This is a genomic window from Bradyrhizobium sp. CB1015 (assembly GCF_025200925.1).
Lineage (GTDB): Bacteria > Pseudomonadota > Alphaproteobacteria > Rhizobiales > Xanthobacteraceae > Bradyrhizobium.
In genome coordinates this window covers 3,229,989-3,252,642 of sequence record NZ_CP104174.1, presented here as the reverse complement: position 1 = coordinate 3,252,642, position 22,654 = coordinate 3,229,989, and the positions used below count along the sequence as shown (strand labels likewise).

Below are 22,654 nucleotides of genomic sequence, written 5' to 3'. Positions count from 1 at the left end.
GCCTGCCAGCGGCTTCAGGTCGGCCGCAGCACCTTTGAATCGAGGTCCAGCTCGTCGATCTGCTTGTTCCGCTCGGAATCGGCCGCCGCGCGATGGTCGGTCGCCAGCACCACGTACACCGCCGGCAGCACGAACAGCGTGAACAGCGTGCCGATCGACATGCCGGCGACGACCACGAGCCCGATCGAGAAGCGGCTCGCCGCGCCCGCGCCGGTCGCGGTCAAGAGCGGGATCAGGCCGGTGACCATCGCGGCCGTGGTCATCAGGATCGGCCGCAGGCGGATGCGGGCCGACATCTCGATGGCCGAACGGCGGTCGAGCCGCTCGTTGACCTGGAGCTCGTTGGCGAACTCCACCATCAGGATGCCGTGCTTGGTGATCAGGCCGACCAGGGTGAGCAGGCCGACCTGGGTGTAGATGTTCATGGTCGCCACGCCGAAGAACAGCGGGATTAGCGCACCGACGATCGCCATCGGCACCGAGATCATGATGACCAGCGGGTCGCGCAAGCTCTCGAACTGCGCCGCCAGCACCAGGAAGATGATGATCAGCGCGAAGCCGAACGTGATGGCAAGCTGATTGCCTTCCTGCACGTATTGACGGCTATCCGCCAGATAGTCGTGGCTGAAGCCCTGCGGCAGCTTCTTGGCCTCGCTTTCGAGGAAGTCCACCGCGGCGCCGACGGTCACGCCCGGCATTGGCACGGCCGAGAACGTCGCCGAATTGAGCTGGTTGAAGTGGGTCAGCGAGTTCGGGTCGGTCTTGGTTTCGATCGACACCACCGTCGACAGCGGCAGCTGCTGGCCGGTATTGGTCGTCACGTAGTAGCCGCCGAGCGATTCCGGCGACAGCCGCTTGGCGCGCGGCACCTGTGGGATCACCTGGTAGGATCGGCCCTCGAGATTGAAGCGGTTGACGTAATTGCCGCCGAGCAGCACCGCGAGCGTGGCGCCGAGGTTCTGCATGTTGACGCCGAGGTCCTGCGCCTTGGTGCGGTCGATCGTCACCTTCACGTTCGGCTGGTTGAAGTTGAGATCGCTATCGGAGACGATGAACATGCCGCTCTTGCGGGCTGCGGCCTTCAGCTTCTCCATCTGCTCATAGACCGTCTGGAAGCCGGCGGTGGAGTTGATCACCATCTGGATCGGCAAGCCACCCGGACCGCCCGGCAGCGGCGGCAGGTTGAACGCGAAGGCTTGCACGCCCTCGATCTTCGAGAGCTCGGCCTGCACCAGCGGCTTCAGCTGGATCGACGAGCGCTTGCGCTCGTCCCACGGCTTGAGCAGCATGCCGGCGATGCCGCCCTGCGGGCCGTTGATGCCGTTCAGCACGAAGCGCAGATCGGTCTCGGGGAATTTCGCGAATTCCTTGTCGAGCTTGTCGCCGTAGAAATCGAGATAGTCGATGTTGGCGTATTTCGGCGCCTTGGTCACCGCAAACACGATGCCCTGGTCTTCCTCGGGCGCAAGCTCCTTCGAGGTGTGCATGTAGAGGAAGCCGACGAGGCCGAGGATCGTGAGCGCGAACAGGCCGGTGATGGCCTTGTAGTCCAGCGAGCGATCGAGCTTGCGGCCGTACCAACGCGTCATCGCACCGAACACCCGGTTCACGAGCTTGGCGAACCGGCTTTCTTCGGCGTTCTTGAGCAGAACCGAGCACATCATCGGCGACAGCGTCAGCGCGATCACGCCTGACACGATCACGGAGCCGGCAAGCGTGAAGGCGAACTCGCGGAAGAGCGAGCCGGTGAGGCCGCCGAGGAAACCGATCGGCGCGTACACCGCCGCGAGCGTGATGGTCATCGAGATGACCGGACCCACGATCTCGCGCGCGCCTTGCAGGGAGGCCTGAACCGGCGTCTTGCCCTCCTCCAGGTGGCGGTGGATGTTCTCCACCACGACGATGGCGTCGTCGACGACAAGACCGATCGCCAGCACCATTGCGAGCAGGGTCAGGAGATTGAAGCTGAACCCCAGCGCCAGCATCAAGGTGCAGACGCCGATCATGGAGAGCGGAATGGTGACGACGGGAATGATGACCGAACGCAGCGAGGCCAGGAACAGGAAGATCACCACGATCACGATGATCACGGCTTCGCCCAGCGTCTTCTCCACCTCGTCGATCGAGGACTGGATGAACTTGGTCGAGTCGTAGGCGACCTTCATCTTCATCGACGGCGGCAGATTGCGCTCGAGCTCGGGGAACAGCGCGCGCACGCCCTTCACCAGCGTCAGCGGGTTGCCCTGCGGCGTTGCCTGCACGCCGATAAAGATCGCGTGCTCACCGTTGAAGGCAACGCTTGCGTCCGTGCTCTGGGCGGCAAGCTCGACGGTGGCGATATCCTCCATCCGCACGAAGCCGCCGTCCTTGGCCTTGACGATCATCTTCTTGAACTGATCGACATTGGTCAGGCCCGTATTGGTCGAGACGTTCGAGACGATCAGATAACCTTTGGTCTGGCCCGCGGCGGACTGGAAGTTGTTGGCCTGGATCGCCGCCGCAACGTCCGCCGGCGATACGTTGCGGCCCGCCATTTTCACCGGATCGAGCCACAGCCGCATCGCAAAGGTCTGGCCGCCCAAAATGTCGGCCGAGGCCACGCCATCGACGGTCGACAGCACCGGCTGCACCACGCGCGTCAGATAGTCGGAGATCGCCGAGCCCGACAGCTCCTCCGAGGAGAAGCCGAGATACATCACGGCCGTGGTCTGGCCCGTGGTCTTGGTGACGATCGGGTCGTTGGATTCCTTCGGGATCAGGTACTTCACCGAATTGGTCTTCGCCAGCACCTCGGTGAGCGCCTGGTTCGGATCGAAATTCAGCTTGATGTAGACCTGGATCGTCGAGGTGCCGAGCACCGAGGACGAGGTGATGTAGTCGACGCCCTCGGCGGAGGCGACCGCCTGCTCGATCGGCGTGGTAATGAAGCCCTGGATCAGATCTGCGGACGCGCCGGGATAGACGGTCGTGATGTTGATGACCGTGTTCGACAGCTTCGGATATTGCCGGATCGGCAGCACCATCGCCGCGCGCAGGCCGATCAGCAGGATCAGCAGGCTGACGACGACCGACAGGACCGGTCGTTTGATGAAAATGTCGGTAAAGGCCATCGCGGGCGATCTCGATTTCTTTTGTCCCAAGATGCGCGATCCGGCCGGGCCGGATCACGCGAGGATGTTGTCAGTAGCGCGGCGGCTGCGCCGGGATCTGCGGGGCCGGGTCGGTCGAGATCGACACCGCCGCGCCCGATTGCAGCTTGAGCTGGCCGACGGCGACGACCTTGTCGCCTGCCTTCAGGCCCTTGACGATTTCGACGCGACCCTCGACCCGGTTGCCGGTCTGCACGAAGGTGCGCACCGCCGACAGGCTGGTCTTGCCGTCCTCTTCCTTCTTTTCGGTGATCACGAACACCGAGTCGCCGTACAGCGTGTAATCGACTGCCGTTTCAGGCACCGTGATCACGGCCGGCTTTTCCGGCAGCACCACCGTCGTGGTCACGAACATGCCGGGCTTGAGGATCTTCTCCGGATTGGCGATCGTCGCCTGCACGCGGATGTTGCGGGTGTCGGTGGCGATCTGCGGCTCGATCGTGGTGATCTTGCCCTCGAAGGTGCGGCCGGGATAGGCATCGACCTTCAGCCGGACGGTCTGGCCGACCTTGAGGCTGCCGGAATCCTTTTCCGTCACCGTGAAGTTGGCCCACAGCTCCGACAGATCGGTCAGCGACACGATCGCGGTGCCGGCGGTGAGATACTGACCGACCTCGACCTTGCGCATGCCGAGATCGCCGGCGAACGGCGCACGCACCAGCTTCTGCGAGATCAACGCCTCGGTCTTGGCGATGCCGGCCTGCGCCTGGTCGTAGGCGGCCTGCGCCTGGTCGACGGTCGCCTGCGGACCGAATTGGCGCGAGGCCAGCTGCTTGGCGCGATCAAGCGACAGCTGCGCGACGGTCGCCTGCGCCTTGTAATTGGCGAGGTCGCCCTGCTCCGGCGCGTCGAACAGCTGCACCAGCGGCGTGCCGGCCTCGACGCGCGTGCCCGGCTCGAACTTGATCTCGGTGACGCGGCCGTTGACGTCGGCGCTGACGTCGACCTGGTGCACGGCGACGAGGCTGCCGACCGCGGTGAGCAGGTTCGGCACCACCTCGGACTTCGCCTCGGCCGCGCTGACCGGGGTCGGCGGCGGCTTGTTGTTGGCGAAGAACTGCTTGATCATCTGGCCGCGGAAAGAATTGAACCAGACGAGCCCGCCGACGAGCACGGCCAGAAGCGTGCCGACGATGATGAACCAGCGCACCGGCCGGACCGGACGCTTGGGAGCCTTGTTGTCGATCGGTTGCCCCGAAATCTTGTTTTCGGCCACGATGTTCATGTCATGCACTTTCTGCAATCGCCGCCTGGTTCGCATCCGCGGCCTGATTGCGGCCCAGATGCGAAGCAATTGCGGCGTCGTTAAGTCCGATACCCCTCAGGAGAAACTCACAGAGCTGCCGCTCCAGGTCGGTCGCCCCGCCGTAAGCAAGACAGGGCGTGGCCGGCAGCCTGGTTAGCGCCGCGGTCATCACCGCATGATGCGCGAACCAGAACAGGTTGAGCGGATCGCCAGCGCAGGGCCGCGCGTCACCGCTCGCAATCGCACGTTCGAGCGAGGCGACGAAGACAGCGCCGATCAGCGTCTCGATCTTGGCATAGAGCAATCGGGCGAATTCGCCATCATCCAAATGGCTCGTGGCCATCAGCCGCAGGCGCTGGGCCTCTTCCTGATCGGGACCGTCGGCGATCTGGAGGAAGTGTTCGACCATGCCGCGCATCAATTCGACCAGGGTGGCCGTCGAGGGCTCGCGCTCGAGCAGTTCCAGGAAGTCCGGATCCGCCTCGCATTCGTCGCTGAGGATCTCGGCGTAGAGCGCCGCCTTGGACGGGAAATGCTTGAACAGCAGCGCCTCGGAAATGGCAGCCGCGGCCGCCACGCTCTTGGTCGTGGTGCCGGTATAGCCGTGTCGGGCAAAGCAGCGCTTAGCGGCGCCGAGGATCAATTGACGCCTCAGGTCGCTGGTCATACGCAATGAGCTCATGCTGGGTGAGTAAGCACTCACCCACGCAGGAGTCAAGCACTATGTTGCATCGCAACCTGCATGCGACGTAGAATCAATGGAAATTAATCACGCCTGCACGGCCCGCGTGCAGGAGTCCGGCAGGGGATGGGCAGACCGCCTAGATCGGCTGGAAGCCGAGGTCAGCACGGATCCGGTTGACGATGTAGGTCCCATCCCGGGTCGGCAGAATCCGCTCCAGATTGGCGCTGTCGATCTTCACGTTGGCAAAGCGCGGCCCCGCGGAAACGTCGTGCACAGCTTTGGCGAAGGCTTCGACTTCGGCCATGGTCGTGACAGCCCGGCTGTCGTTAATGCCGCAGGCCCTGGCGATGCCGACGAGGTCGGCGGCGGCGGAGGTGTGGCTGGTCTGGCCGCCGGTCTCGCCATAGGCCTCATTGTCGAGCACTGCGATCGAGAGGTTGGCCGGCTTCTGCAGGCCGATCGTGGCAAGGCTGCCCATACCCATCAGCATCTCGCCGTCGCCGGTGATGACCAGCACCGGCAGCTTCGGCTGCGCCAGTGCCAGACCCAGCCCGATCATCGCGGCGCCGCCCATGCCGCCCCAGAGGTAGAAGTTGCGGGCGTGGTCGCCGGCGGCGCACATGTCGTTGGTGGAGGCACCGAGGCCGCCGATCGCGACGACGTCCTTGCGGTTCGCCAGCAACGTGGACACCACCTGGCGACGGTCGAGGAGATTGGCCTTGCTCATTTGGTGAAAACCTTGGCGCCGATCAGGCGCTGCGACAGGAGGACGGCGGTCGGCGTCAGCGCGTTGTAGGCCTGGGCTGCGGCGGCCTCTAACACCGCCGGCACCTCGGCCGCGTGCGAGGCGCGCAGCACCTTGACGCCGGAGAGCTCGAACACGCCTTGCGTGGTCGAGCCCATCGGCACCTGCCACGGATTGAACTCGCCCCACTCGCCGCGCATGGTCACCAGGGTGAGGAACGGAAAGCGCAGGATCGGGATCAGCGACAGCATGTTGATGCAATTGCCGACGCCGCTCGACTGCATCAGCAAGACGCCGCGCTGGCCGCCGGTCCAGGCGCCGGCGAGTAGCGCCACGCCCTCCTCCTCCGTCGTCAGCGCAATGCCGCGCATGGTGGAGGAGGCCAGCACGCGCTGGATCAGCTTGGAATGACCGGCGTCCGGCACGTAAGGCACCTGCCGGACGTCGAAGCGCTGCAAGGTCGCGAAAACATCGTCGGGCCAGTTCGGCGCCGTGTCGGCAGCGTCAGCGCGTGCGTGCATTTTCCTGTCCGGTCGGCTAGCAAGGTGCAAAGACTGTAGACGCATGCACGCGTCGACCAGAACAACAAAAACGGCATATCGGCTTTAACCGGCGAGTATAACGGGATGAACGCAGATGCGAAGGCGCTGGCGGCAAGCTTCGACCTCGAGAGGCTGACGCCGGAGTTCTACGACAACCCCTATCCGACCTATCGTGCACTGCGGGAGAACGAGCCGGTCAAGCGCCTGCGCAGCGGCACCGTGTTCCTGACCCGCTACGACGATCTCGTCACGACCTACAAGAACACCAAATCGTTCAGCTCGGACAAGAAGCGGGAGTTCGCGCCGAAATACGGTGACACGCCGCTCTACGAGCACCACACCACCAGCCTCGTCTTCAACGACCCGCCCTCCCACACCCGCGTGCGCCGCCTGATCATGGGCGCGCTGTCGCCGCGCGCGATCGCGAGCATGGAAGGGGACCTCATCAAGCTGGTCGACGGCTTGCTCGATGCCATTGCCGCCAAGGGCGCTTGCGAGCTGATCGAGGACTTTGCCGCGTCGATTCCCATCGAGGTAATCGGCAATCTGCTCGACGTGCCTCACGAGGAGCGCGGGCCGCTGCGCGACTGGTCGCTGGCGATCCTGGGTGCTCTCGAGCCGGTGGTGTCGACGGAGGCTGCTGCGCGCGGCAACAAGGCGGTGGCGGACTTCCTCGCTTATCTGGAGACACTGGTCGCGCGCCGGCGTGCCAAGCCGGGTAATCCCGAGCGCGACGTGCTGACGCGCCTGATCCAGGGGGAAGAGAACGGCGAGCGGCTGACGGAGAAGGAGCTGCTGCACAATTGCATCTTCCTGCTCAATGCCGGCCACGAGACCACCACCAACCTGATCGGCAACGGCCTCGTGGCGCTCGACCGGCATCCCGACCAGAGGCAGCGCTTGATCGAGAACCCGGACCTGATCAAGACCGCGGTCGAGGAGATGCTGCGCTACGAGAGCTCCAACCAGCTCGGCAATCGCATGACCACCGAGAGGATCGAGCTCGGCGGCGTCATGCTCGAGGCCGGCACGTCGGTGACGCTGTGCATCGGCGCGGCGAACCGCGACCCCGCGCAGTTTCCCGACCCTGAGCGTTTCGATATCGGGCGCACGCCGAACCGGCACCTCGCCTTCGCCACCGGCGCGCATCAATGCGCCGGCATGGCGCTGGCGCGGCTGGAAGGGGCGATCGCGATCTCGCGCTTCCTGGCGCGCTTCCCGAACTATGCCGTGAGCGGGGCGCCAGTGCGCGGCGGACGGGTGCGGTTCCGCGGCTTCCTGAGCGTGCCCTGCGCGCTTGGCTGAGGGCTCGACACAAAACTGCGAAAACAACCCCATGCACAGTAGAGCCTGGTTTGCCGAACGGTGCCCTGTGGCCCGGCAGAACTACCTGACATTTCGGGACTATCAGGCCGCGCCGCGCCATCGGACGCAGCAAGGCTTCCGAGCGGGCAAATCGATACCCACATTCATTTGGGCGCGACCGCCGATGCAGTCGGTTGACACCGCGCGCAGCAATGGAGTGACGGCAGATGAGCGCGTCGGTCATTGATTTCGTTGCTACGGAAGCACGCTTTGGCGCTCACAATTACGAGCCGATCGAGGTCGTCCTTGCGCGCGGCGAAGGTGTCTGGGTCTGGGACACCGAAGGCAATCGGTACCTCGATTGCCTGTCCGCCTATTCGGCGGTCAGCCAGGGCCACTGCCACCCCAAGATCCTGGCGGCCATGGTGGAACAGGCGCACAGGCTGACGCTGACCTCGCGCGCCTTCCACAACGACCAACTCGCCCCCTTCTACGAGGAGATCGCCGCGCTGACCGGCTCCCACAAGGTGCTGCCGATGAACAGCGGTGCCGAGGCGGTCGAAAGCGCGATCAAGTCGGTGCGCAAATGGGGCTACGAGGTGAAAGGCGTGCCGGACGGCCAGGCCGAGATCATCGTCTGCGCCAACAATTTCCACGGACGCACGCTGGGTATCGTCGGCTTTTCGACCGATCCCGAGACACGCGCCCACTTCGGACCGTTCGCCCCGGGCTTCAAGATCATCCCGTTCGGCGACGCCGCGGCGCTCGAGGAGGCAATCACCCCAAACACGGTCGCCTTCCTGGTCGAGCCGATCCAGGGCGAAGCCGGTGTCGTCATTCCTCCGGCCGGCTATTTCAAGACGGTGCGGGAGCTCTGCACCGCCAACAACGTGATGCTGGTGCTCGACGAGATCCAGACCGGGCTCGGCCGCACCGGCAAGCTGCTCGCCGAACAGCACGAGGGTATAGAGGCGGACGTGACGCTGCTCGGCAAAGCCCTGTCCGGCGGCTTCTATCCGGTCTCGGCCGTGCTCTCGAACAACGAAGTGCTCGGGACATTGAGGCCCGGGCAGCACGGTTCGACCTTCGGAGGCAACCCACTTGCCTGCGCGGTGGCCCGCGCGGCGATGCGCGTGCTGGTCGAGGAAGGCATGATCGAGAACGCGGCGAGGCAAGGCGCACGCTTTCTGAACGGCTTGAAGGACATCCGTGCCAATACGATCCGCGAGGTGCGCGGGCGCGGCTTGATGCTCGCGGTCGAGCTTCATCCCGAGGCCGGGCGGGCACGCCGCTACTGCGAGGCGCTCCAGGCCAAGGGCATCCTTGCCAAGGATACCCATGAGCATACGATCCGCATCGCCCCGCCGCTGGTGATCACAAGCGACCAGGTCGACTGGGCGCTGGAGCGGCTCGCCACCACCCTGACGCAGGATCTCTCTTGAGCTGCCTGCGTCGGAAGATCGCAATGCCGGCAGTGGCGAAGGACGAACGATTCCACAGTCTGTGCGTTGAAAGTGGTGGGCAATTACGAGTTGGGAGCGAAGATCATGCTTCCGCGTGGCGTTTGCCTGACGGCTGTTTTGGTTGGCGTCTCGATGCTGACGACGAGCGCGTCGGCCCAGGGCCCCTTGGGACACGGACGGGGTGGACCACCAGGGCCAGCCGCAGCGCCGCCATCAGCACCACCGGCTATGGCTCGTCCGGCAGCACCGCCAGCCATGGCTCGTCCGGCGACACCACCGGCTATGGCTCGTCCAGCAGCACCACCGGCCATGGCGCGTCCGGCGGCACCGCCAGCCATGCCGCAGCGGCCGGCCATGGCGCCACGTCCGGCGCCGCACATCGCATCACCGCCACCGCGCCCGACCCCACAATTCAGTGCCCCGCGAGCCGCCCCGCAGGTCGCCGCGCCGCGGCGCGAATTCCAGCGCCCGCCGGCAGCGCCACAACGTCCGGCCATGGCGCCGCGGCCGACGCCGCATATCGCCGCCCCTTCGCGCCCAAGTGCCCCCCCGGCCGTGAGCGAGCGATCGGGACCGCCGCGCCAGATGCTCTCGCGCCAATCCGCGGAACGCCAGGACCGCATCGACCGCTTGCAGCAGCGCGTGCAGCAATTGCAATCGCAGAAGCCGGAAGACGCAAGGGCGCGGCAGCAGCAGCAACGGTTGCTGCAGTCGCAGAGCCGCCTTCTTGAGCGCGAGCAACGCATCCAACAGCGCTCGCAGCAGGTCGAGCAGCGGCAGCGCGACATGCTGTCGCGCCAGACGACGGAGCGCCAGGCCCGCATCGAACGCCTGCAGCAGCGGGTGCAGCAATTGCAATCGCAAAAGCCGGAAGGCGTGCAAGCGCAACGCGCGCAGCAGCGAATGCTCCAGGCGCAGAACCGCTTGCTTGGCCGAGAGCAGCGCGCGCAGCAAATTGACCTGGCGCGCCAGCAGCGGCTTGGACTGCAGGCTCCGGCGGAGCGCGCTGCGGCACTTGCGGCCGCCGCGCAGGCCTCGCAGCGCGGCCGGTTCGCCGAGCGCTTCCGCGAGCAGTCCACTGCGCAGACCCAGGCGGCGCTCGTCACTCGCCAAAGCGGCTGGGCTCCCCGACAGGCGTGGCGTCACCGTCATCCCGCAGTCTTCGTGGCTTGGCTTGGGCCCGTGTTCTGGCCTTACGCCTATTCCGACATCTTCAACTACACGTTCTGGTCCTATGCCTACGAGCCCGGATATTGGGCGTACGCCTATGACGACTTCGTCGACACCGTGTTCTGGGGCGGCGACGGCCCTTACGCCGCTTATGCCAGCACCAACCCGTATGACTATCCGCAAGCCGGCGGCAGCTACCGCGCGCGCCAGCGTGCCAGCGTGAGCCCGCAGACGGTTCAGCAATTGTGCGCCACACCGGACAAGGGTGTGACCGCCTGGCCGCTTGCCGATATCGCACAGGCGGTGCGGCCGACGCCGGAACAACGCGTATTGTTGGACGAGCTCAAGACGGCGGCGGCCAACGCTGCCGGTGTGTTCAAGGACTCCTGCACGGAGACTTATGCACTGACTCCCCCTGGCCGCTTGCGCGCGATGATGAACCGCATCAGCGCGACGCTTGAAGCGGTCAAGATCGTTCGACCGGCACTGGAGAATTTCTACAACTCGCTCAGTGACGAGCAGCAGGCCCGCTTCAACGCGCTTGGCCCCAATGTCGGCGAGCGCTCGTCGCAGCAGCAGGAGGCGAGTAGCGAGGGCTGCGGCGATCCGAAGTCCAGCCTGACCCAGCTGCCGATCGAGAGGATCGAGGCTGTGCTCCACCCGGCCGGCAAGCAGAAGGAGGCGCTCGACCGCCTCAGTGAAGCGACAGCCAAGGGCGTTGAAGGCCTGCAGGCGGCCTGTCCGAACGATGTACCGCTGACGCCGGTCGGACGGCTGGAGGCGATGCAGCACCGGCTCGAGGCGATGCTGGCGGCCGCCAAGCTGGTCGAACCAGCGCTGGACGAGTTCTATGCCACGCTGAGCAGCGAGCAGAAAGCGCGCTTCAACACCCTGCAACAGGTCGCCGGCCAATGAGGGCGGCGTCGCGTTCCCTCGTCGCGGGACCGGCGGAAGTCCTGGTCGGCTGCACCTCCAAACAGAGCTTGAGGGAGGGATCATGACAGCATTAGCTTCCTCCATAAAACACGACATTGCTGCGGCGTACGCCGCGTGGGATTCAGCATTCAACAAAGCAGATGCCAGGGCTATCGCGGCGACTTACGTGTCAGACGCCAAATTGTTGCCGCCGACGCATCAAGTGATATCCGGTCCGACAGAGATCGAGAGCTTCTTTGCTGGGCTGTTTTCAAGCGGATTCACCGATCACAGGTTAGTCGTCATAGACGCCGGTGGAGATGAGAAGATCGTCTACGGCACGGCCCATTGGAGCGCCAACGGTAAGACAGCGGATGGCGCCAGCCAACCTGCAGGCGGGATAGCAACCCACGTGTTTGAGCGTCAGGCAGATGGTTCGCTGAAGCTGAAGTTGCATACGTTCAATTGAGCTGACCGTTGCCTGATGCGGCACGAGGAGGCTTATCGTGGATATCGCGCAATGGCTTCGCGGTCTCGGGCTGGAGCGCTACATAAAGACGTTTTGTGACGCTGAAATCACGTCCGAGGTTTTGCCAGAACTGACCGAAGCCGACCTGCGGGAGCTTGGCTTGCCACTCGGTCCGCGCAAGGCTGTGCTAAGGGCAATCCATGCACTCGCTCCGCCGATCGCTCCGGTGGCTGTCGAGGCCAATGCACCTGCCGACTACGCGAAGCCATCGATCCCTTCGGACGCGGAGCGTCGGCAGCTCACAGTCATGTTCGTCGACCTGGTCGGCTCGACGGCACTTGCTTCAGGGCGCGATCCCGAGGAACTGCGTGACCTCTTGCAGGCCTACCATAACACCGTGGTGGGCGAGATCGACCGATTCGAAGGCCACATAGCCAAATTCTTGGGCGATGGCGTTCTCGCCTATTTCGGTTGGCCGCGGGCGCACGAAGATGAGGCGGAGCGCGCCGTTCGCGCTGGGCTTCGAGTGACCAAGGCGGTCGCATCCCTTACCGAACCGAGTGGTGCGGCGCTCGCCGCTCGCGTCGGCATCGCAACCGGTCTGGTCGTGGTCGGCGAGCTGATTGGCGAGGGAGAGGCTCGCGAGCGCGCAGTCATCGGCGAAACACCAAACCTAGCCGCCCGATTGCAAGGTCTGGCCAAGCCAAGTGATGTGGTGATTGCCGAATCGACCCGCCGCCTACTCGGCGAAGCTTTCACGTACCACGACCTCGGCACGGTGCCTCTCAAGGGTTTCCCGGAACTGGTGCAGGCGTGGCTTGTCGTTGGTGAAGGCGCAGCAGAGAGCAGGTTCGAGGCCCAGCATGGCATGGCAACGACCGCACTGGTCGGACGGAATGAAGAACTCGCATTGCTCTTGGATCGCTGGGAGCGGGCTAAAGAGCGGGAAGGACAGATCGTCCTGCTCGGCGGCGAAGCCGGCATTGGCAAGTCGCGGCTCGTGCGAGCCTTACGCGACCAGGTCGCACGTGTGCCGCACACGCCGCTGAGCCATTTCTGTTCACCATTTCATACCAACACCGCCTTGTATCCCGTCGTTGGCCTCCTTGAACGGGCAGCGGCAATACGGCGGGAGGACGCTTCCGACGAACAGCTCGATAAACTCGAGGCCATGCTCGCTCTTGGTGCGGACGATGTGCATGAGAGCGCGCCGGTCCTCGCGGATCTCTTGGCAATCCCGACCGGGGAGAGATACCCACCCCTTGCACTTAGTCCGCACCAGAAGAAGGAGCGAACCTTCCAGGCCCTTCTGGAACAGATACAAGGCTTAGCGGCAAGACAGCCAGTGCTTGCCGTTTACGAGGACGTCCATTGGGCAGACCCTACTATGCTCGAACTCCTCGATCGGCTTGTCGACGAGGTGCAGCGACTTCCGATTTTGATGATCGTTACCTTCCGGCCCGAGTTCATTCCGCGCTGGACGGGTCATGGACACGTGACAGCGCTCTTTCTAAGCCGACTGGGACGCAGGCAAGGGGCGGCAGTCGTTGACCGGATCACGGGCGGCAAAATGCTCCCTCAGGAGGTGCTTGAGCAGATTTTGGCCAAGACCGACGGCGTGCCGTTGTTCGTCGAGGAGCTCACGAAGGCCGTCGTCGAATCCGGTCTGCTCAAAGATCGGGGCAGCCGCTATGAGTTGATCGGCCCATTGCCGCCGCTGGCGATTCCGACGACGCTGCAGGACTCCTTGATGGCCCGCCTTGATCGATTGGCGCCGGTAAAGGAAGTTGCCCAGATTGCAGCTTGCATCGGACGCGAATTCGGACACGATCTTCTGCGCCTTGTAACGGCGATCGACGAGCACGCGCTCCAGCATGCTCTCAATGATCTATTGGCCGCGGAACTGATATTCCGTCGTGGCGTACCTCCGAATGTTGGCTACAGCTTCAAACATGCGCTGGTGCAGGACATCGCGCACGAGAGCCTCCTAAGGAGCAAGCGGCAGCAGATCCATGCCCGCATAGCTGCAGCTCTCGAACAACATTACCCTGCCCGTGCGGAGGCGGAGCCGGAGACGATCGCTCTGCATCTCACCGAGGGTGGACTGGCAGGAAAGGCGGTGGACTATTGGCTGCGGGCCGGCCGTATCGCGGCTGCGCGTTCCGCCAATCTCGAAGCGATCACTCATCTCACAAGGGGACTGGAGGCACTCAAGTCCAATCCACAAGGGCCGGAGCGCGATCGCCAGGAACTCGCTCTGCAAACAGCAATCGGAGGTCCACTGATTGCCATTCACGGATACACGGCTCCGCAGCTTGGCACAGCCTTCAGCAGGGCTCATGCGCTCTGCTATGAGCTCGACGACACGGATGCCTTGTTTTCCACCCTTAGCGGCAAGTTCATTTTCCACTTCGTGCGCGGCGACTTTGCTGCCATGCAGAGCCTCGTTGCCGAAGCGCAGCGCGCCGCCGAGCGCACCGGGCACACAGCACTGGAATTGGCTGCGCATCGTCTGGCCGCGCTCACCGCAATGCATGCCGGTGATTTTCTGACCGCACGCTCGGAGTTCGAAACGATCTTGAGTCGCTATCAGCCAGAGGAGCATCGGCCGCCGCCTGTGCACTACGTACATGACCCGAAGGCCTCGGCGCTACCCTACTTGGCGATTGTGCTTTGGATTCTTGGTTACCCCGAACAGGCTCAGCGGACTAGCCGTGCCGCATCTCAATACGCGATGGAATTGAATCAGACGAACCTTACCGCGCATGTGCAGGTCTATGGCGAGGCGGCCCCTGCGGAGCTAATGGGAAACGTGGCGGCCGTACATGCGCACGCCGACGCCATCATCCATCTCGCCGACCAGAACAGCTTGAACTATTGGCGCGTGAGCGGCCTCATCCTGCGGGGCTGGGCAATGGCGCAAGAGGGCAACGTGGAGGCCGGCCTGGCGCTCATGCGGCTCAGTCTGAACGAGCGGAACAGGCTGGGGGCCAGTTGGTACCAGGTTCGGTACTTGTGGATGCTCGCGGCCACCTACCTCCACTTGGGTGACTACGACAACGGCGTCGCTAGCCTTGCCGAAGCAAAGGCCCTTGCCGCGCGCAGCGACGAGCATATGTGGGAGGCAGAACTTGCATGCATGGACGGTGAACTGCACCGCTTTCGTGGTGCTCCAGCTGACGAGGTCGAGGGGTATTTGCAAACTGCACTCAAGGTCGCCCGAAGCCAGAGCGCAAAGTCCTTTGAATTACGTGCCGCAATGAGTTTGGCTCGGCTTTGGCGCGACCAGGGCAGGACGGCCGACGCGCGGTGCCTTCTTGGCTCGGTTTACAGCTGGTTCACGGAAGGCTTCGAAACGCCGGACCTTCGTTCCGCCAAGGCGCTCATGGAGGAGCTGACCCGACCATGATCGCGCGCTTTTCCAAACTTCAGACGTTGCCGTACAGCAAGCACTCGGGTGACATGGCAACCCTCTCCTTGCGCTATTGGAACTGAACACGGGTCAACTCCGATGTGGGGTCACGAGCAGTCATACTCTGGACGATCAGCACTCAGAGCCGATCTTCCTCTCATGAGTACACGGCCTTTCTGACCTCACGCGGCGGAAATCGTCGTCGACCCAGCATCACTCGCGTTTGTGATCGATTGAGACTGCTCGGCCTCATTCGAGACAACGGCGTTGCATTGTTGGAAGTGAGAAGACAATGCAAGTTCAGCCAGATGATCCCAGTATTCTGCTTTAGCCAGCAGCTTCCATTTGTTCATGCTGTTGTACGCGGCCTGTTGGCGGCACAGTGAGCTCATCGCACGCAAGCGTCGCACTCTATCCACTGCGAACCTCCCTTCACGCCCGCTTGTCTGCAAGCGCATTTGTGTTGTCACAGCTTCGCAGATCGAATTGACGAGTGATAGTCCGGGATTCGACGGTAAATCGATGACAGCGCAATCGTCTGACTTTTCACCGCGCGGCCGGGCCCGGCGAACTTAGTGCAAAACTGGTTTGGCCCGACGCAATTGAATTGCAGGATCGTCCCTGGCGGTCTTCGCGGCGATAAAGCACGCCGGTGCCTTCGGCAAAGCTCGCCGGCCTTGTCACGCCGATCACGACAATTGGCCCCGACGGTTGCACGTCGGGGCCATTCAAGATCAGCAGGCATGGGTACATCCGCCGTGCCTGCCGATCGTTGATGCCACTGATTACCGCATCCGATCTGGCACAGACTGTGGCGAGGCAGCGGCATCGGGATGATATTCCGCCTGAAAGCTGAAGCAGTCCACTACATCATTGGTGGTACTCCCACCTGATCGCGGCTTCGCCTGTGTTCTGGCTCGCAATGGGGCGTTCGCAACCGGGGTCGAGCGGAGAGCACGTCCAACCAATTCCGTCTACCGGCGAAAGCGGGGGGTTCACCACCTTCCTGTACCGTTCGATGCAGGTGCGCAGGACCCCGTTCAGCGGCTTGCCCACCAGTCGTTGGAGAAGATCGAATCTTCGAATAGAGGCATACGCGTGGTCGATTTGCGATGGCTATCGCGTTGCGCTTGATCTATCCTTTCATAACGGGCGGAGAACGCTCGAGGAGCCCTGCGAGTGACCTCCGCCCCAATGACCGATCATGGGTGGAATAGGAGGACATCATGCAGAGCATGGCCACCGAAACCTTCATCGGCAATATGCGCGGCCCGGTTATCAGGCGAATGGATGCCGACTATGACGCCGTGCGCAGCCTCTACAACGGAATGATCGACAAGAGTCCAATGATGATCGCGCGATGCGCCGACGTCGCCGACGTCGTCGCAGCGGTCAATTTTGCAAGGGACAATGATCTCCAGGTCGCGATCCGCGGAGGCGGCCACAATGGGCCGGGCCTCAGCAGTGTCGAAGACGGACTGATGATCGACATGTCGATGATGAAAGGCGTGCGGGTCGATCCCGGCGCTCGTACCGTCCGCGTCGGTCCCGGCTGCTCGCAAGGCGATGTCGACCACGCCACTCATATCTACGGGCTTGCCGTGCCGGCCGGCATTGTATCGACCACTGGGATCGCCGGCCTTACGCTCGGCGGCGGCACAGGATATCTCACCCGCAAGCATGGCCTCACCATCGACAATCTTCTTGAGGCTGATGTCGTGCTCGCCGATGGACGCATCGTCACCGCCAACAAGTCGGAGAACGCCGACCTTTATTGGGGCCTGCGCGGGGGCGGCGGCAATTTCGGCATCGTCACGAGCTTCCTGTTCCAGGCTCATCCTGTGAAGATGGTATATGCCGGTCCGATCTTCTGGGATCTCGAAAATGCCCGGACCGTGATGCAGAAGTACAGGGATTTCCTCCGCAGCGCTCCCGAGGAGCTCGGGGCCTTTGTCGGCTTGAAGACCGTTCCGCCGATGGACCCGTTCCCGCCGGATCATCAGGGCAAGCGTGCCTGCGCCATCATTGCCTGCTACAATGGTCCGACAGAAGACGGCAAGGCGGTCATGGCGGGTTTGCTCGGTGAGCTGCCCTCGCCGCTCTTCAATTGGATGGGCGAAATGCCCTATCCGGCGCTCCAGTCCATGTTCGATCCGTTCTTCCCGAAAGGTCTGCAGTGGTACTGGCGCGGCGATTTCGTGAAAGAGCTGACCGACGAAGCAATTGACGCCCATATCGCGCAGGCCCGCAAAGCACCGAGCGCGCTGTCGCTCATGCATCTCTATCCGATCGATGGCGCCGTCCATCGCGTCGGCAAGAGCGACACCGCCTGGAACACGCGCGACGCGATCTGGTCGATGGTCATCGCCGGCATCGATCCCAATCCGCAAAAAGCAGGCGAAATCACACGCTGGACCAAGGACTATTGGGAGGCCGTGCATCCTTACTCGGCCGACGGCGGCTATGTGAATTTCATGATGGAGGATGGAGACGACAGCAGACTTAGGGCCACTTACGGCGACAACTACGACCGCCTCGCCGCCTTGAAGGCCAAGTACGATCCGACGAACTTCTTCCACATGAACCAGAACATCAGGCCGCTGCACTCGTAGACGATCATACCTGCTGCACGGTTCAGTCGCGCCCAATGACCTGTCGGAGCGCTCTCCCGCATCGAGGATCGAGGGAGCGCTCTATCCCCCATTCATCGCGGATCACGCGATCGGTCTCGCTCAGTGCCGCGCCCCTCGCCCGGATTGCACTGGACGATGCTTCGCATCGCCAGGCGCAATCCGACCTCTCCCCGTCGGGGAGGAGTTGGGGAGGGGGGACGACAGACAGCCGACCAAAGCCAATTTCATCGTGTTCTAAACCACCGTCCGGTGACGCGCGATGCAGGTGCGAAGCACCTCATCCATCGGCTTGTCCCACCAATCATTCGAAAAAATCTCGATTTCCGAGTAACCGGCATAACCCTGCGCTTCGACGGCCCGACGCACCGATTTGATGTCGATGACGCCGTCGCCCATCATGCCGCGGTCGTTGAGAATGTCCTTGGTCGGCACCAGCCAGTCGCAGACGTGGAACGCGAGCAGGCGATCCCGGCCGGCGCGCGCGATCTGGCCCATCAGCTCCGGATCCCACCAAATGTGATAGACGTCGAGCGCAACGCCGAGCATGCCGGTGCGGCCGGGGTCGAGCCGGTCGCAGATATCGAGCGCCTGCTTTGTCGTGTTCACGCAGGCGCGGTCGGCGGCATAAGCCGGATGCAGCGGCTCGATCGCCAGCGGCAGCTTGGCTTGCCTCGCGTAGTCGAGCATGTCGGCAAGCGCTTCCTCGACCTGCCCGCGCGCTGCCCCAAGATCCTTCGAAGCCTCGCTGCCCGGCCGCGAATATTGCGGCAGGCCGCCGACGACGAGAACGATGCAGGGCGCCCCCAGCGCCTTGGCCTCGTCGACGCAGCGGAGGTTGTCGTCGCGCACCTCGCCCCGGCGCGAGGCATCCGAGGTGAACATGCCGCCGCGGCAATAGCCTGAAAGATCGAGGCCGGCCTCGCGCACCGCGCGTGCGGCGCGGTCGAGACCGACGGTCGCGACCTGGTCGCGCCAGGGATCGATCGCGCGGACGCCGTGTTTCGCACAGGCGTCGATGATGGCGACGAGGTCACCCTGCTTGCGGACGGTCGCCGTGTTCAGCGACAGCCAGCGATGGTCGGACGAAAAATCGCGCATCAGGATTCAAGTCCATGCGAGGCCAGCACGGTCTTCATCCGTTGCGTCGCGAGTTCAGGGTTGGCGAGCAGGCCGGCCTTGTCGGCCAGACGGAACAGCTCGGCGAGATGCAGCGTCGAGCGCGCACTCTCCTGTCCCCCGACCATGGTGAAGTGATCCTGGTGTCCGTTGAGATAGGCCATGAACACGACGCCGGTCTTGTAGAACCGCGTCGGCGCCTTGAAGATGTGACGCGACAGCGGCACCGTCGGCCCCAGCACGTCGTGGAAGCCGGCCTCGTCGCCTGCGGCGAGCCGCGACAGCGCGTAGGACGCCGCCGGCGCGATCGCATCGAAGATACCGAGCAGCGCGTGTGAAAAGCCCTGTTCGTCGCCAGCGATCAGCTCCGCGTAGTTGAAATCATCGCCGGTGTACATCTTGATGCGCTTGTCGAGGCGCCGGCGCATGTCGATCTCGCGCTGCTTGTCGAGCAGCGAGACCTTGACGCCGTCGACCTTGGCCGCCTTGCTGTTAATGATGGCGACGGCAATGTCCATCGCCTTGTCGAGATCCTTGGTGCCCCAATAGCCCGTCAGCGCCGGATCGAACATGTCGCCGAGCCAGTGGATGATGACGGGCTCACGGACCTGCGAGAGCACGCGGTCATAGACCTTGGCGTAATCGTCGGCGTTGCGACCGAGCTTTGCCAGGGCGCGCGAGGCCATCAGGATGATGCGGCCGCCGACCTTCTCGACTGCCGAGATCTGCTCTTCGTAGGCGCGGATGACGTCGTCGAGGCTCCTGGCGTTCTCCACTGCGAGATGATCGGTGCCCGCACCGGAGAACACCAGCGCGTTGCGGCGCTTGGCGGCGGCGACCGAGCGCGTGATCAGCTCCAGCGAGGTCGGCCAGTCCAACCCCATGCCGCGCTGCGCGGTGTCCATGGCCTCGGCAACGCCGAGACCGAGGTCCCAGACGTGCTCGCGGAAGGCGATGGTCTTGTCCCAGTCGACCGCGACCGACAGCCAGGGATCGTTGTCGGCGAAGGGATCGGCCACGGTATGAACGGCCGAGAAGGCGATGCGGTTCAGCGGCCCTTCGAGCTTGGCGGGGAACGTACGCGAGGCCGAGAGACGGTAAGTCTCGATCGAGCGATCGGCCTTCGGCAGCTTCAACGATAGGGAGGACATGGGTTGGACGGGCTTGTTCATGCGTCCCTCCTCAGACCTTGATCGGGGCGACGTCGATCCAGCGCCGCTCCTTCCAGCTCTTCAGCGCGCATTCGGCGAGCTGCACGCCCTTGGCGCCTTCGAGCAGCGTGAACTTGTAAGGAGCGTCCTCGTAGACGTGGCGGATGAACATCTCCCACTGCTCTTTGAAGCCGTTGTCGTAGGTGACGTTGTCGGGCAGCTTCTGCCAGTCGCCGTAGAAGTCGTGCAGCCGCTTCTCATCGGGATTCCAAACCGGCCGCGGGGTCGCCTGCCGCGCCTGGATCATGCAGTCTGAGAGGCCCGCGACCGCCGAGCCGAGCGTGCCGTCGACCTGGAAGGTGACGAGGTCGTCGCGATAAACGCGCGTCACCCAGGACATGTTGATGTGGGCGATGATGCCGCCCTCGAGCTGGAAGGTGGCGTAGGCGGAATCGTCCGCGGTCGCCTTGTACTTCTTGCCCTGCTCGTCGAAACGTTCGGGAATGTCGGTGTTGCCGATGCAGCTCACGCTCTGGACGTTGCCGAAGAGGTTGTCGAGCACGTAGCGCCAATGGCAGACCATGTCGAGAATGATGCCGCCGCCGTCCTCGCTGCGATAGTTCCAGGACGGCCGCTGCGCTTCCTGCCAACCGCCTTCGAACACCCAATAGCCGAACTCGCCGCGCACCGAGAGGATGCGGCCGAAGAAGCCGGAATCGCGCAGGAAGGCGATCTTCTTCAACCCCGGCAGGAACAGCTTGTCCTGCACCGTGCCGTGCTTGACGCCCTTGGCATTGGCGAGCTTCACGACCTCGACGGCTTCCTCGAAATTGGTCGCGATCGGCTTCTCGCAATAGACGTGCTTGCCGGCATTGATGGCCTGGGTCAGAAGACCAGGGCGCGCCTGTGTGGTCGCGGCATCGAAGAACATGGTGTCGTTCTTGTCGGCGAGCGCGGCATCGAGATCGGTGGTCCAGCGCGTGATGTTGTAGCGCTTCGCCAGCGCCTCGACCTTGTCGGCGCTGCGGCCGACCAGGATCGGATCGGGCATGACCCGGTCACCGTTCTTCAGGCGGACGCCGCCCTGGTCGCGGATCGCGGCGATCGAACGGATCAGATGCTGATTGAGCCCCATGCGGCCGGTGACGCCGTTCATGATGAGGCCGAGGCGTTGCGTGGTCATGCCAATTGCTCCTGAATTGAATTTGGCTGTTCGAGCGGGCGGAGCGCCGACCAGTCCGGATGGACCGCGGTGGCAAAGCCCGTTGCGTGAAGCGATCCCGTGAGGAGATCGCCGTCGTGAATGGAGAGCCGGATGCTCTGCCCGGCATCGGCATAGAGATCGGGATGCGCAGCGGCGAAAGCCGCAGCTTCGGCCGCCGGCGTCTCGCCGAAGCCGTCGACATAGTGGTGGCCGTTGCGCTCGCCATGGGTGACGCCGATGAAGGCACCGAGCGCGAGATCCTGCTGCACGGCAAGACCGGCCTGGCAGGTCAGATCCTCGCCCGTGACGAAGAAGGTCTCGCCTTCCGCACTCCATTTCGCCGCGCGCGTGGCATTGACGATGGACTTGTAGAGGCCCTTGCAGGATTTCGAGGAGATGCCGCGATAGCCGAGCGCCCGCGCTGCCGGAAAGGCATCAAAGGAATCGTCGGCCTCGTCGATGATGAAGCCGCGCGCGGCGAGCGAGCCGAGCGGCGATTGCCGCGTGATGTCGCGCGGCATCGGCTGTTCGACATAGAGCAGGCGCGTGGCGATCGGGCGCAGCGCGGCGTCATGATCCAGCCGCTCGATCAGGGCCTGCAACGCGGCAAGATCGGCGTATTGCTCGTTGGCATCGAGCGTCACCTTGTAGTCGCGTCCGAGCGTATTGAGCTCCTTGCCGATCCGCGCGAGCCGCGCCGCATCGGCAGCCGGATCGCCGGACAGCTTGAGCTTGAAGTAGCGCGCGCCGGTATTCTCGCGCGGATCGGCAACGCCGCCCTGGCCCTCTATGGTATCGTCAAGGCCGACGGTATGCCTGATCGCAACACGCTCGAGCGGCACCCGGCCGGCGAGAAACGTCCTGATGTCCCTCTCGCTCAGGTCAGGAGAAAGCCGCGCATCGATGCCGGCGATGTTAGCGGCCATTCCGTCGAAGAAACTGGTCTCGACGGCGCGGAGCAGCGCATCGAGAATGGCCTTGTCGATCTCCGCGGGGCCGTAAGCCGCAGTGAGCGGCGGAATATTCTCCTTCGCGCAAGCCGCGATCTGGGCACCGATGCACGAGGCATGCAGATCGAACGCCGTCTGGAAGCCGGTCCGTGCCAGATAGAGCCCACGTGCGATCTGAAGCGAAAGTCGCAGACCATCGACCGTCTGCGCCGGCGACAGCTCCGGGCGCTTGTCGAACCACTTTGGCACCAGCAGCTCGGCGCCGGCACCGACCGCAACGCCCCTGCCCTCAACCTCGATCTCGGCCCGCACCAACAGCTGCGGCGTCGCGTTGATCGTGATCGTGCCGAAGCGGAACGGCCGCGCGAACTGCACGGGGCGTTCGAAGAAGGCGATGTCTCGGAGCTTCAGGCGGGGGGACATGGGCTAACAACAAAACGAGGTGAACTTGGAGCGAGCGGTGCCGCCACGGGCGACGCGCCTCTCCCGCTTGCGGGAG

17 protein-coding genes are annotated in these 22,654 nt (G+C 63.8%); 6 read left to right on the top strand and 11 right to left on the bottom strand.

Annotated features, from left to right (window positions below; translation table 11 throughout):
* Nucleotides 1–14: 14 nt before the first annotated feature.
* The 5 genes from N2604_RS14900 to N2604_RS14880 all read right to left on the bottom strand — a co-directional run bounded on the left by N2604_RS14900 (nt 15) and on the right by N2604_RS14880 (nt 6,346).
* Nucleotides 15–3,110, bottom strand: coding sequence for a MexW/MexI family multidrug efflux RND transporter permease subunit (locus tag N2604_RS14900; RefSeq protein ID WP_260375375.1), 3,096 nt, complete (start codon nt 3,108–3,110; stop codon nt 15–17).
* 70 nt (nt 3,111–3,180) lie between these two features.
* Entirely contained in the window at nt 3,181–4,374 is a 1,194-nt protein-coding gene (locus tag N2604_RS14895) for an efflux RND transporter periplasmic adaptor subunit (RefSeq protein WP_260375374.1), read from the bottom strand.
* A 1-nt stretch (nt 4,375) separates the two neighbouring features.
* Nucleotides 4,376–5,062, bottom strand: coding sequence for a TetR/AcrR family transcriptional regulator (locus tag N2604_RS14890; RefSeq protein WP_260375373.1), 687 nt, complete (start codon nt 5,060–5,062; stop codon nt 4,376–4,378).
* Between the two features lie 154 nt (nt 5,063–5,216).
* Nucleotides 5,217–5,807: a thiamine pyrophosphate-dependent enzyme gene (locus tag N2604_RS14885; protein ID WP_260375372.1), complete on the bottom strand. Its 591-nt coding sequence runs from the start codon at nt 5,805–5,807 to the stop codon at nt 5,217–5,219.
* Nucleotides 5,804–6,346, bottom strand: a complete 543-nt coding sequence (locus tag N2604_RS14880) for a phosphonopyruvate decarboxylase (protein WP_260375371.1) — start codon at nt 6,344–6,346, stop codon at nt 5,804–5,806. Before N2604_RS14880 ends, N2604_RS14885 begins: the two co-directional genes overlap by 4 nt.
* Nucleotides 6,347–6,451: 105 nt before the next feature.
* Between N2604_RS14880 and N2604_RS14875 the strand changes: the two genes are divergently transcribed.
* The gene (locus N2604_RS14875; RefSeq protein WP_260375370.1) at nt 6,452–7,672 is read left to right on the top strand and encodes a cytochrome P450; all 1,221 of its coding nucleotides are present in this window, start codon (nt 6,452–6,454) and stop codon (nt 7,670–7,672) included.
* Between the two features lie 227 nt (nt 7,673–7,899).
* Nucleotides 7,900–9,114, top strand: a complete 1,215-nt coding sequence (gene rocD, locus N2604_RS14870; RefSeq protein ID WP_260375369.1) for an ornithine--oxo-acid transaminase — start codon at nt 7,900–7,902, stop codon at nt 9,112–9,114.
* A 405-nt stretch (nt 9,115–9,519) separates the two neighbouring features.
* On the opposite strand, the gene N2604_RS14865 is transcribed toward rocD, so the two are convergent.
* Entirely contained in the window at nt 9,520–10,287 is a 768-nt protein-coding gene (locus N2604_RS14865; protein ID WP_260375368.1) for a hypothetical protein, read from the bottom strand.
* 12 nt (nt 10,288–10,299) lie between these two features.
* On the opposite strand from N2604_RS14865, the gene N2604_RS14860 reads away from it, so the two are divergent.
* The 3 genes from N2604_RS14860 (at nt 10,300) to N2604_RS14850 (ending at nt 15,098) form a co-directional block, all read left to right on the top strand.
* Entirely contained in the window at nt 10,300–11,220 is a 921-nt protein-coding gene (locus N2604_RS14860) for a Spy/CpxP family protein refolding chaperone (RefSeq protein WP_260375367.1), read from the top strand.
* Nucleotides 11,221–11,302: 82 nt separating this feature from the next.
* Complete coding sequence (locus tag N2604_RS14855) at nt 11,303–11,689, top strand: DUF4440 domain-containing protein (protein ID WP_260375366.1); 387 nt, start codon at nt 11,303–11,305, stop codon at nt 11,687–11,689.
* Between the two features lie 37 nt (nt 11,690–11,726).
* Nucleotides 11,727–15,098 carry an AAA family ATPase gene (locus tag N2604_RS14850; protein WP_260375365.1) on the top strand — a complete coding sequence of 1,124 codons (3,372 nt, stop codon included), beginning with the start codon at nt 11,727–11,729 and terminating at the stop codon, nt 15,096–15,098.
* A 185-nt stretch (nt 15,099–15,283) separates the two neighbouring features.
* Here N2604_RS14850 and N2604_RS14845 read toward each other — a convergent pair whose 3' ends face one another.
* Nucleotides 15,284–15,520, bottom strand: a complete 237-nt coding sequence (locus N2604_RS14845) for a hypothetical protein (protein ID WP_260375364.1) — start codon at nt 15,518–15,520, stop codon at nt 15,284–15,286.
* An 807-nt stretch (nt 15,521–16,327) separates the two neighbouring features.
* Here N2604_RS14845 and N2604_RS14840 point away from each other — a divergent pair.
* A complete protein-coding gene (locus N2604_RS14840; protein ID WP_260375363.1) occupies nt 16,328–17,713 on the top strand; it encodes an FAD-binding oxidoreductase in 1,386 nt (461 codons plus the stop codon).
* Between the two features lie 255 nt (nt 17,714–17,968).
* On the opposite strand, the gene N2604_RS14835 is transcribed toward N2604_RS14840, so the two are convergent.
* From N2604_RS14835 to N2604_RS14820, 4 genes are read right to left on the bottom strand one after another with little or no spacing between them, the layout of a single operon-like run.
* Complete coding sequence (locus tag N2604_RS14835) at nt 17,969–18,832, bottom strand: sugar phosphate isomerase/epimerase (protein WP_260375362.1); 864 nt, start codon at nt 18,830–18,832, stop codon at nt 17,969–17,971.
* Entirely contained in the window at nt 18,832–20,022 is a 1,191-nt protein-coding gene (locus tag N2604_RS14830) for a dihydrodipicolinate synthase family protein (RefSeq protein ID WP_260375361.1), read from the bottom strand. The genes N2604_RS14835 and N2604_RS14830 overlap by 1 nt, the downstream gene beginning before the upstream one ends.
* Nucleotides 20,023–20,032: 10 nt before the next feature.
* Nucleotides 20,033–21,184, bottom strand: coding sequence for a Gfo/Idh/MocA family protein (locus tag N2604_RS14825; RefSeq protein WP_260375360.1), 1,152 nt, complete (start codon nt 21,182–21,184; stop codon nt 20,033–20,035).
* Nucleotides 21,181–22,578, bottom strand: coding sequence for a hypothetical protein (locus N2604_RS14820; RefSeq protein WP_260375359.1), 1,398 nt, complete (start codon nt 22,576–22,578; stop codon nt 21,181–21,183). Before N2604_RS14820 ends, N2604_RS14825 begins: the two co-directional genes overlap by 4 nt.
* Nucleotides 22,579–22,654: the final 76 nt, after the last annotated feature.

What these genes read in the sequence shown, in the direction of transcription:
- N2604_RS14900 (WP_260375375.1), bottom strand. Translation starts at nt 3,110, where the DNA reads ATGGCCTTTACCGACATTTTCATCAAACGACCGGTCCTGTCGGTCGTC.
- N2604_RS14895 (WP_260375374.1), bottom strand. Translation starts at nt 4,374, where the DNA reads ATGAACATCGTGGCCGAAAACAAGATTTCGGGGCAACCGATCGACAAC.
- N2604_RS14890 (WP_260375373.1), bottom strand. Translation starts at nt 5,062, where the DNA reads ATGACCAGCGACCTGAGGCGTCAATTGATCCTCGGCGCCGCTAAGCGC.
- N2604_RS14885 (WP_260375372.1), bottom strand. Translation starts at nt 5,807, where the DNA reads ATGAGCAAGGCCAATCTCCTCGACCGTCGCCAGGTGGTGTCCACGTTG.
- N2604_RS14880 (WP_260375371.1), bottom strand. Translation starts at nt 6,346, where the DNA reads ATGCACGCACGCGCTGACGCTGCCGACACGGCGCCGAACTGGCCCGAC.
- N2604_RS14875 (WP_260375370.1), top strand. Translation starts at nt 6,452, where the DNA reads ATGAACGCAGATGCGAAGGCGCTGGCGGCAAGCTTCGACCTCGAGAGG.
- rocD (WP_260375369.1), top strand. Translation starts at nt 7,900, where the DNA reads ATGAGCGCGTCGGTCATTGATTTCGTTGCTACGGAAGCACGCTTTGGC.
- N2604_RS14865 (WP_260375368.1), bottom strand. Translation starts at nt 10,287, where the DNA reads ATGACGGTGACGCCACGCCTGTCGGGGAGCCCAGCCGCTTTGGCGAGT.
- N2604_RS14855 (WP_260375366.1), top strand. Translation starts at nt 11,303, where the DNA reads ATGACAGCATTAGCTTCCTCCATAAAACACGACATTGCTGCGGCGTAC.
- N2604_RS14840 (WP_260375363.1), top strand. Translation starts at nt 16,328, where the DNA reads ATGCAGAGCATGGCCACCGAAACCTTCATCGGCAATATGCGCGGCCCG.
- N2604_RS14835 (WP_260375362.1), bottom strand. Translation starts at nt 18,832, where the DNA reads ATGCGCGATTTTTCGTCCGACCATCGCTGGCTGTCGCTGAACACGGCG.
- N2604_RS14830 (WP_260375361.1), bottom strand. Translation starts at nt 20,022, where the DNA reads ATGAACAAGCCCGTCCAACCCATGTCCTCCCTATCGTTGAAGCTGCCG.
- N2604_RS14825 (WP_260375360.1), bottom strand. Translation starts at nt 21,184, where the DNA reads ATGACCACGCAACGCCTCGGCCTCATCATGAACGGCGTCACCGGCCGC.
- N2604_RS14820 (WP_260375359.1), bottom strand. Translation starts at nt 22,578, where the DNA reads ATGTCCCCCCGCCTGAAGCTCCGAGACATCGCCTTCTTCGAACGCCCC.